Source organism: Anaerofustis stercorihominis, from assembly GCF_005844425.1.
GTDB classification, from domain to species: Bacteria; Bacillota; Clostridia; order Eubacteriales; family Anaerofustaceae; genus Anaerofustis; species Anaerofustis butyriciformans.
Window position 1 is genome coordinate 49457 of the sequence record NZ_SPHL01000010.1, and the last position, 8391, is coordinate 57847.

Below are 8391 nucleotides of genomic sequence, written 5' to 3' on the forward strand. Positions count from 1 at the left end.
TACATATATAATTTAAGTATGCTAAAAGGAGAGGATGTATGGAAAAAAGAAAAAGAGTCGTAAAAGTAAAAAAAACGATGAGAAGACCTAAAAGAAAAAAAATAAACAAAGATAATAATATAAATCTTATGGATAATAATCTTTTTGAAGATGAAAAAGTACTTTCTAACATCTCAGTTGATGAAGGAACAAAAGAAAATATTGATATCAAAGATGATGTGCTTTTTGAAGATGTAGATGTAAAAACAGAGGATTTTTCTAATATAAAAGAAAATCAATTTGATGATGTAAAACAAAGTAAAAAAGATGTTGTTTTAAATAACAAAAATAGCAAAACTAAGAAAAATAATAAAAAAGCAAGCAAGAAGAAATATATACTTGGAGGAATAGGGGCATTTGTTTTAATATGTGTTGTAGCTATTATTGTAAGTTATAACGTTTTATTAGGCGCTGTTGATTCTTCAAATACAAATAAAATGGATGTTACAATAGAAGAAGGTTCATCTCTTTCAGGTATTTCTCAGACACTTAAAGATAAAGATTTAATAAGAAGTGAACTTGCATTTAAAGTGTATGTTAAATTAACAGGAAAATCAAATGATTTAAAGGCCGGATATTATTCTTTCTCTCAAAGTCAATCAGCAGGAGATATTGTTTCTATCATGATGGAAGGCAGTAATAGCGATACAGCAACTGTTACAATAAAAGAAGGTCTTGACCTTAACAGAATTGGTGATACTTTAGAAGAGCAAGGAATATTTACAAAAGAAGAATTTTTAAGTGAAATTAAAAATAATGCGGATTATTACAGAGAAAAATATGATTTCTTATCAAGTGTTCCAAAGGATAGAGAATATATTTTGGAAGGATACTTATTTGCGGATACATATAATATTTATGTAAATTCTACACCAAGAGATTTAATAGAAAAAATGCTTGATAGATTCGATCAAGAATATACAGACGAATATAAGAAAAGAACAAAAGAAATGGGCAAAACCATTGATGAAATTGTAACTATGGCATCGGTTGTTGAAAGAGAAACAATACTTGATTCTGAACTTCCGACTGTTGCCGGGGTATTTTATAACAGACTTGAAAAAGGTATGATGCTTCAGTCTTGTGCAACGCTACAATATATTTATAAGGATTATCAATTCTCTTTTACAGAATCACAAAAGAATATTGATTCTCCATATAATACATATAAATATGAAGGGCTTCCTGCAGGACCTATATCAAACTTTAGAGCAGCTTCTCTAAAAGCTGCACTTTATCCTGAAGATACCGATTATTTGTATTTCTGTACAAAAAATGACGGTACGGGAGCAAGTGCTTTTGCTAAGACTTATGAAGAGCATGAAGCCAATATACAAAAATATAGTGGGAACTGGGAATAAAAAATGATAAATGAAATAACAAAGGAATATTTAGAGGGTCTTCTTCACTTAAGTAGTGAAGAAGATGCTCTTTTAGAGTTTAGAAAAGAAGCAAAAGGAAATAATATACCTATTATTACGGAAGATGTTGAAAGGCTTGTAAAAATTATTTTAAAGTCAAGTTCTTCAAAGTCTCTTTTTGAAGTAGGAAGCGCTGTAGGTTATTCTTCCTGTGTGTTTGCAGATACAATGGGTAAAGATAGTTATGTAAAAACTATAGAAAGAGATGAAATAAGATATATCGAAGCAAAAAATAATATAAAGAAATACGGTTTTGAAGATAATATTGATTTATGTCTTGATGATGCAGGGGAAGTATTAAAAAATGAAGAAAAGGTATATGATGTTGTTTTCCTTGACGGAAATAAAGGTCATTATATCCATATGCTTGAAGACTGCAAAAGAATACTAAAACCCGGTGGGCTTTTAATATGTGATAATGTTTTATTTAGAGGAATGATTGATAAAAGTAAGCCTCTAATTAGAAGAAAAATAACCATTGTAAAAAGGCTTAGAAAGTTCTTAGATGCTATAAGTGAAGATAGTGAATTAACTACTTCTGTTCTTCCTATAGGGGATGGTTTAAGTATAAGTATAAAAAAATAAGGAATTTGTTAAAATTTTAATAGTATTTTGATAAATTTATGTTATAATCTAATTAATACCGATAAAAGAAAAAAAATTAGGAGGAATTATATATGTATTCAAAAAATGTAACAATTACAAATCCTACAGGTCTTCATGCTAGACCAGCATCTCAATTTGTACAAACAGCTGCTAAATTCTCATCAGAAATTCTTTTAGTTAAGAATGGAAATGAAATCAATGCAAAATCTATCATGGGCGTTATGGCTGGTGGATTATCTCAAGGTACAGAATTAGAAATCAGAGCTAACGGTGCTGATGAACAAGAAGCTGTAGATACATTAGCAGCTTTAATCGAAGACGGTTTTGGTGAATAATTTACTTATATAAAAAAAAGACATATCTTTTGATATGTCTTTTTTATTTTAAATTTTATTTCCAAACTTCTTTAGCTATTTCTTTTATTAATTTTAATTTTTCCCATTGATTTTCTTCTGTTAAGATATTTCCTTCTTCGGTTGAAGCAAATCCGCACTGTGGACTTAGGCAAAGATTTTCTAAATCTATATATTTTGTTGCTTCTTTTATTCTTTTCTTTATTATTTCTTTATCTTCCAAAATTCCGTTTTTTGATGTTATAAGACCAAGAACAACAAACTTATCTTTTGGTACAAATCTTAAAGGTTCAAATCCTCCTGAACGTTCATCATCAAATTCAAGATAAAATGCTTTTACATTTTCTTCTTTAAATAGAATTTCTGCAATAGGTTCATAGCCTCCTTCGCTTGCATATGTTGAGTGATAATTGCCTCTGCATACATGAGTAGTAACTATTAAATCTTTTGGTAAATTTGCTATAGCTTTGTTGTTTAATTCTACATATAATTTTGCAGTTTGTTTTACTTCTTCTTCACTTAGTCCAATTAATTTTATAGCTTTTTTGTCGCAAAGCATTCCCCATGTACAGTCATCAAGTTGAATATTTCTGCATCCAAGTTCATAAAATTTCAAAATTGTTTTATTATAAGCGCTTGCAATATCTTTAATTAATTTGTTTGTGTCATTATAGTATTTTTTTACCTCTGATGCATTATCCGGTCTTTGTAATTCTGCGAAAAACTGTGCTGGAGCAGGTATGGTTTGTCTTGGAATTACATCGTTATTTAAAGCTATTTTATGTAAAAATTTATAACCTTCAAAGAAAGGATGGTTTTCATTATATTCTACTTTGCCTTCTAAAGATACTGTTTCAGCTCTTGTTTCTTCATCTTTAAATTGATATCCTTTTTCAAGTTCTTTCTTTTTTACTCCCTTAAGCCCCCACATGAAATCCAAATGCCACCAACTTCTTGTAAATTCTCCGTCTGTAACTGATTTTAATCCAGCTTCTTTTTCTTTTTTTACAAGTTCTTCAATACATTTGTTTTGGATTTTAGTTAATTCATCTAAATTAATTTTTCCTTTTATATAATCTTCCTTAGCATTTTTAAGTTCTAAAGGACGTAGGAAACTTCCTACGATATCATTTCTAAATGGTACGTTTGTTCTTTTTGTCATAATTAATTCCTCCTTAAGTTGCTTTGTTAGTATATCATGTTTTTTTATTATGTGATAATATACATTTTTTATATTTTGATATAGAAAAAAGGAATATCAATATTGATATTCCTTTATATAATCTTCTAATTTTTCAATGTATTTCTTTGCCGGTATGCTAAGGCTTGCATTTTTGTGTTTTATATAACCAAGTCTTATGACTTCATCAGATTCAAGAGGAATTGAAACAAGGTTGCTTCCGTTAAGTTCAACACTTAAAATACCCGTTGTTATGGTATATCCCTGAAGACCTATAAGAAGGTTTGAAAGAGTTGCTCTGTCACTTACTAAAAGATTTTTCTTATGAGAAAGTGTACTTAAAATTTCTTCCGAGAAATAAAAAGAATTATATGTACCTTGTTCAAAGGAAACTCTTGGATATGGATCAAGGTCTTCTATAGTAAGTTTTTCTTTTTTTGCAAGGGGATTATCTATGCTTATAAAAATATGAGGTCTTGCATCGAAAAGGTGAGTAAAAACTAAGCCGTTATCTTTTAAAATTTTATTTATTACTTTTTCGTTAAAATCGTTTAAATAAATTACTCCAATTTCGCTTCTAAGATTTTTTACATCCTCTATTATTTCATGGGTTTTGCTTTCTCTTATGGCAAACTCATATTCGTCTTTATCAAATTCTTTAACCATGTTTACAAAGGCGTGAACGGAAAAAGCATAATGCTGTGTGGAAACAGAGAATATTCTTTTTGATGGAGTTTTATTCATATATCTTTGCTCCAAAAGTTCTGCTTGTTCTATAACTTGTCTTGCGTATCCCAAAAATTCGGCACCATCTGAGGACAGAGATATACCTCTGTTTGAACGGACAAATATTTCAATGCCAAGTTCGTTTTCAAGTTCTTTTACGGATTTTGAAAGACTTGGTTGAGTTATGAATAATCTGCTTGCAGCTTCGTTTATAGAACCACAGTTTACTATTTCTATTATGTATTTAAGTTGTTGTAATGTCATTTTGTTTTACCTAAATTTTACATTCCTTTAATTTTTCTTTAATTAGTATGCAATATATTATATCATACAAAAATATAATATACATATAAATTGTTTTAGAAAGTAAAAGAGGGGATTTATGCAAGAAACACTGTTAAGTTTTATTAGAGATTACGGATATATTGGGATAATGATTTTAATACTTGTTGAAAATATTTTTCCACCGATTCCTTCTGAGGTTGTTTTGTTGTTTGGGGGATATATGGTAGTTGCAGCAGGGTTAAACCCGATTGTTGTAATTATTTTTGCAACGATAGGTGCAATTCTTGGTGCGGTTATACTTTATATACTCGGGTATATGTTTAAAAGGGAAAAACTTAGAGATTTGTTTTCCAGTAGATTAGGAAAAATTTTACATTTAAAACCTGAATATATTGATTTAAGTTATAATTGGTTTTTAAAATTTGAAAATAAGGCTGTGTTTATATGCAGATGTATACCTGTAGCAAGGAGTCTTATATCAATTCCTGCGGGACTTTCCAGAATGGAATTTTCTTATTTTATTATATTAAGTACACTTGGTACATTGATATGGAATACTTTACTTGTTTTTCTTGGTGTTATTCTTGGAGATGCATGGGAAAGTTTTCTTCCTTATTTTAAAAGCTATTCAAACATAGTTTGGATATTGATTTTTGCTTTCATTATTATTTATATTTTAAGATACAAAAAAGGTAAAAAATAGCCGATATATAGGCAAATCTTGACAAAAAAATAAACTTAATATAAAATATTACAAAGGTACTATTTTCATAGGACCTTTGTTTTTTTATAATTAAAAAGATAGGAGAAATTGTAATGGAGGCAAACCAAATAGGAATGCTTGCGGTCATATTTATTTATTTAATAGGTATGGTTGTTATTGGAGCATTTTTATCAAAACAAAACGAGACGGCTCACGATTTTTATTTAGGAGGAAGAAAACTTGGTCCTTTTGTAACGGCTATGAGTGCCGAGGCCTCTGATATGAGTAGCTGGTTACTTATGGGACTACCTGGAGTTGCTTATTTATCAGGTATAGCCGATGCAGGATGGACAGCTTTAGGTCTTGCAATAGGTACATATGTAAACTGGCTTATTATAGCAAAAAGAATAAGATTATATACGGAAGTTTCAAAGAACTCTTTTACTCTTCCTGATTTCTTTTCAAATAGGTTTAGAGATAAAAAGAAGATTTTAATGCTTATATCTTCATTATTTATAATTATTTTCTTTATTCCTTATACTGCTTCAGGATTCGCTGCTTGTGGTAAATTATTCTCAAGTTTATTTGGTATTGATTATTTTACCGCAATGGTTGTAAGTGCAGTGGTTATTATTTTATATACAGCAATGGGAGGTTTCCTTGCTGCAAGCACTACAGACTTTATTCAAAGTATAATTATGTCTGTTGCTCTTGTTATTATTCTTGTTTTTGGAATAACTGCTGCAGGCGGTATGGATATGGTAATAAGTAATGCAAAAGAACTTCCGGGATATTTGAGTATGGTTTCAACTCATAATATGACAACGGGAAGTGCTGAAAGTTACGGATTTTTAACAATCGTTTCAAAAATGGCTTGGGGGCTTGGTTATTTTGGAATGCCTCATATATTACTTCGTTTTATGGCTATTGAAGATAAAGACAAACTTAAAATTTCAAGAAGAGTTGCTTCTATATGGGTTGTAATTTCTATGTTTGCTTCTATTTTGATAGGTATAATTGGTTATGGAATGACAAAAGCATCTGTTATTCCATTCCTTGAAGGAACATCTTCTGAAACAGTAATAGTTCAAATTGCAAATGTATTAAGTACACACGGATGGATATTTGCTTGCTTTGCAGGTGTAATACTTGCAGGTATTCTTGCATCAACAATGTCAACTGCGGATTCACAGCTTCTTGCTGCTTCTTCAAGTGTATCTGAAAATATCATAGGTGGTGTTTTTGGTAAAAACCTTGACGGCAAAATGAGAATGGTTGTAGCAAGAGGATGTCTTATTGCAATTGCTGTTCTTGGTATTTTCCTTGCAAAAGATCCAAACAGCTCAGTATTCTCTATTGTATCATTTGCATGGGCAGGTTTTGGTGCTGTATTTGGACCAGTTGTATTATTTGCTCTTTTCTGGAGAAGAGCTAATAAATACGGTGCAATTGCTTCAATGATTTCCGGTGGAGTTATGGTATTCTTATGGAAATACGTTATAAGTAATTTAGGTGGTTTATTTGATATTTATGAATTATTACCTGCTTTCTTAACAGGTTGTATATTTATGGTTGTGGTAAGTCTTCTTACTCCTGAACCTGAAAAAGAAATAACTGATGAATATGATAAAGTACAAAGTTTATTATAATTTTTCTTAAAAGCGGAGTTATCCGCTTTTTTATTTTTGTTTAAATAATTTATATATTCTTAAGGTTGAGTTAAATAAAAATATATTATATAATTTTTATATATTTTAGGAACGAAAGGTGATAAAGATGAAATGTCCACATTGCGGTTTTAGCGAAAGTAAAGTTATAGATTCAAGACCTACTGATGATAATACGGCTATAAGAAGGAGAAGAGAGTGTTTATCTTGTGCAAAAAGATTTACAACTTATGAAAAAATAGAAACGATACCTTTAATTGTAGTTAAGAAAAATGGTACTAGAGAAGCTTTTGACAGAAATAAACTTATGAACGGTATAATAAAATCATGTGAAAAAAGACCTGTTTCTATTGAGCAGATAGAACATGTTGTAAATGAAATAGAAAGTAATATTCAAAAAATAGCAAAGAAAGAAATACCATCAAATTTAATAGGTGAAGAGATAATGAAGTACCTAAAAGATTTAGATGAAGTTTCTTATGTAAGATTTGCTTCTGTTTATAGACAGTTTAAAGATGTAAATAGCTTTATGGATGAACTTAAAAGTATGTTAAATGAAAGAGATGGTAGAGGTAACAAATAATGGATATTACAGAAAAAATAGATAAAACAGAAGTTCTTTTTAAAGGAAACATTTTTGAAGTAAGGAGAGATTATGTTACTCTTCCAAATGGGGAAAAAGCAACAAGGGATGATTTGAACCATGCAGACTCTTCTGCTGTTTTAGCAATAACAGAGGACAATAAGGTTGTTCTTGTTAAGCAGTATAGATGTTCTGTTTATGGTATTACCGTTGAACTCCCAACGGGTAAATTAGAAAAAGGTGAAGATCCTATGGAATGTGCAATAAGAGAGCTTGAGGAGGAAACAGGATATAAGGCAGAAAGTCTTGAATTCTATATGAATAGTTGGCCTGCTGTGGGATACTGTAATGAAGTTATACATATATATTTAGCAAAAGGCCTAAAAAAAACTAAACAAAAATTAGATGAAGATGAATTTATAAATGTTTTTGAAGTTGATATAAAAGAGTTTAAAGAAGATATATTAAATAATAAAAATATTGATTCTAAAACTGTTAGTGCAGTTTTAAAATATTGTATTGAAAATAATATATAAACAGTCATAAAATATAAATAAGGACATACCCTTTATTAATAGGGCATGTCTTTTTTATGTCACAAAAAATAAGGAATAATATTTTATGGTTAGAGAATTTATAAATTATCATTTTAAGGAAAACAAAAATAAATATTTATTTTTTCTTATTGTTTTTCTTCTTGGGATTATAATAGGGGGAGTCAGTATATATTTTTTAAGTTCTACACAATTGGATGAGCTTAAAGATTACATAGGTTCATTTTTTGAACTCATTACAAAAGATACATCAAGTATAGATAGTAAAAAGATT

9 protein-coding genes and 1 pseudogene are annotated in these 8391 nt (G+C 29.5%); 8 read left to right on the top strand and 2 right to left on the bottom strand.

All coding sequences use genetic code 11. From position 1 onward, the window contains the following. The first annotated feature begins 38 nt into the window (after nt 1-38). The 3 genes from mltG (at nt 39) to FGQ49_RS04440 (ending at nt 2401) form a co-directional block, all read left to right on the top strand. Nucleotides 39-1400: an endolytic transglycosylase MltG gene (gene mltG / locus FGQ49_RS04430; protein ID WP_138268667.1), complete on the top strand. Its 1362-nt coding sequence runs from the start codon at nt 39-41 to the stop codon at nt 1398-1400. A gap of 3 nt (nt 1401-1403) precedes the next feature. Continuing rightward, nucleotides 1404-2045, top strand: coding sequence for an O-methyltransferase (locus FGQ49_RS04435; RefSeq protein ID WP_138268668.1), 642 nt, complete (start codon nt 1404-1406; stop codon nt 2043-2045). A gap of 92 nt (nt 2046-2137) precedes the next feature. Beyond that, nucleotides 2138-2401 (top strand): HPr family phosphocarrier protein, encoded by a 264-nt coding sequence (locus tag FGQ49_RS04440; RefSeq protein ID WP_138268669.1) that lies wholly within the window; start codon nt 2138-2140, stop codon nt 2399-2401. A gap of 55 nt (nt 2402-2456) precedes the next feature. On the opposite strand, the gene FGQ49_RS04445 is transcribed toward FGQ49_RS04440, so the two are convergent. Both FGQ49_RS04445 and FGQ49_RS04450 read right to left on the bottom strand, forming a co-directional pair. Continuing rightward, nucleotides 2457-3581 carry a 5-methyltetrahydropteroyltriglutamate--homocysteine S-methyltransferase gene (locus tag FGQ49_RS04445; protein WP_138268670.1) on the bottom strand — a complete coding sequence of 375 codons (1125 nt, stop codon included), beginning with the start codon at nt 3579-3581 and terminating at the stop codon, nt 2457-2459. A 96-nt stretch (nt 3582-3677) separates the two neighbouring features. Next, nucleotides 3678-4589, bottom strand: a complete 912-nt coding sequence (locus tag FGQ49_RS04450; RefSeq protein WP_138268671.1) for a LysR family transcriptional regulator — start codon at nt 4587-4589, stop codon at nt 3678-3680. Nucleotides 4590-4707: 118 nt separating this feature from the next. Between FGQ49_RS04450 and FGQ49_RS04455 the strand changes: the two genes are divergently transcribed. From FGQ49_RS04455 to FGQ49_RS04475, 5 genes and pseudogenes are all read left to right on the top strand, one after another. Further along, entirely contained in the window at nt 4708-5313 is a 606-nt protein-coding gene (locus FGQ49_RS04455) for a DedA family protein (RefSeq protein ID WP_138268672.1), read from the top strand. 113 nt (nt 5314-5426) lie between these two features. Continuing rightward, complete coding sequence (gene putP / locus FGQ49_RS04460) at nt 5427-6962, top strand: sodium/proline symporter PutP (RefSeq protein WP_138268673.1); 1536 nt, start codon at nt 5427-5429, stop codon at nt 6960-6962. A gap of 127 nt (nt 6963-7089) precedes the next feature. Beyond that, nucleotides 7090-7563, top strand: coding sequence for a transcriptional regulator NrdR (gene nrdR / locus FGQ49_RS04465; protein WP_138268674.1), 474 nt, complete (start codon nt 7090-7092; stop codon nt 7561-7563). Next, nucleotides 7563-8099, top strand: a complete 537-nt coding sequence (locus FGQ49_RS04470; protein ID WP_138268675.1) for an NUDIX domain-containing protein — start codon at nt 7563-7565, stop codon at nt 8097-8099. Before nrdR ends, FGQ49_RS04470 begins: the two co-directional genes overlap by 1 nt. A gap of 85 nt (nt 8100-8184) precedes the next feature. Beyond that, nucleotides 8185-8391, top strand: a pseudogene (locus tag FGQ49_RS04475) (hypothetical protein); the annotation flags it as partial.

Excerpts from the sequence above, each read along its gene's own strand:
- FGQ49_RS04445 (WP_138268670.1), bottom strand. The coding sequence starts at position 3,581 with ATGACAAAAAGAACAAACGTACCATTTAGAAATGATATCGTAGGAAGT.
- FGQ49_RS04455 (WP_138268672.1), top strand. The coding sequence starts at position 4,708 with ATGCAAGAAACACTGTTAAGTTTTATTAGAGATTACGGATATATTGGG.
- FGQ49_RS04470 (WP_138268675.1), top strand. The coding sequence starts at position 7,563 with ATGGATATTACAGAAAAAATAGATAAAACAGAAGTTCTTTTTAAAGGA.
- FGQ49_RS04440 (WP_138268669.1), top strand. The coding sequence starts at position 2,138 with ATGTATTCAAAAAATGTAACAATTACAAATCCTACAGGTCTTCATGCT.
- FGQ49_RS04435 (WP_138268668.1), top strand. The coding sequence starts at position 1,404 with ATGATAAATGAAATAACAAAGGAATATTTAGAGGGTCTTCTTCACTTA.
- putP (WP_138268673.1), top strand. The coding sequence starts at position 5,427 with ATGGAGGCAAACCAAATAGGAATGCTTGCGGTCATATTTATTTATTTA.
- mltG (WP_138268667.1), top strand. The coding sequence starts at position 39 with ATGGAAAAAAGAAAAAGAGTCGTAAAAGTAAAAAAAACGATGAGAAGA.
- FGQ49_RS04450 (WP_138268671.1), bottom strand. The coding sequence starts at position 4,589 with ATGACATTACAACAACTTAAATACATAATAGAAATAGTAAACTGTGGT.
- nrdR (WP_138268674.1), top strand. The coding sequence starts at position 7,090 with ATGAAATGTCCACATTGCGGTTTTAGCGAAAGTAAAGTTATAGATTCA.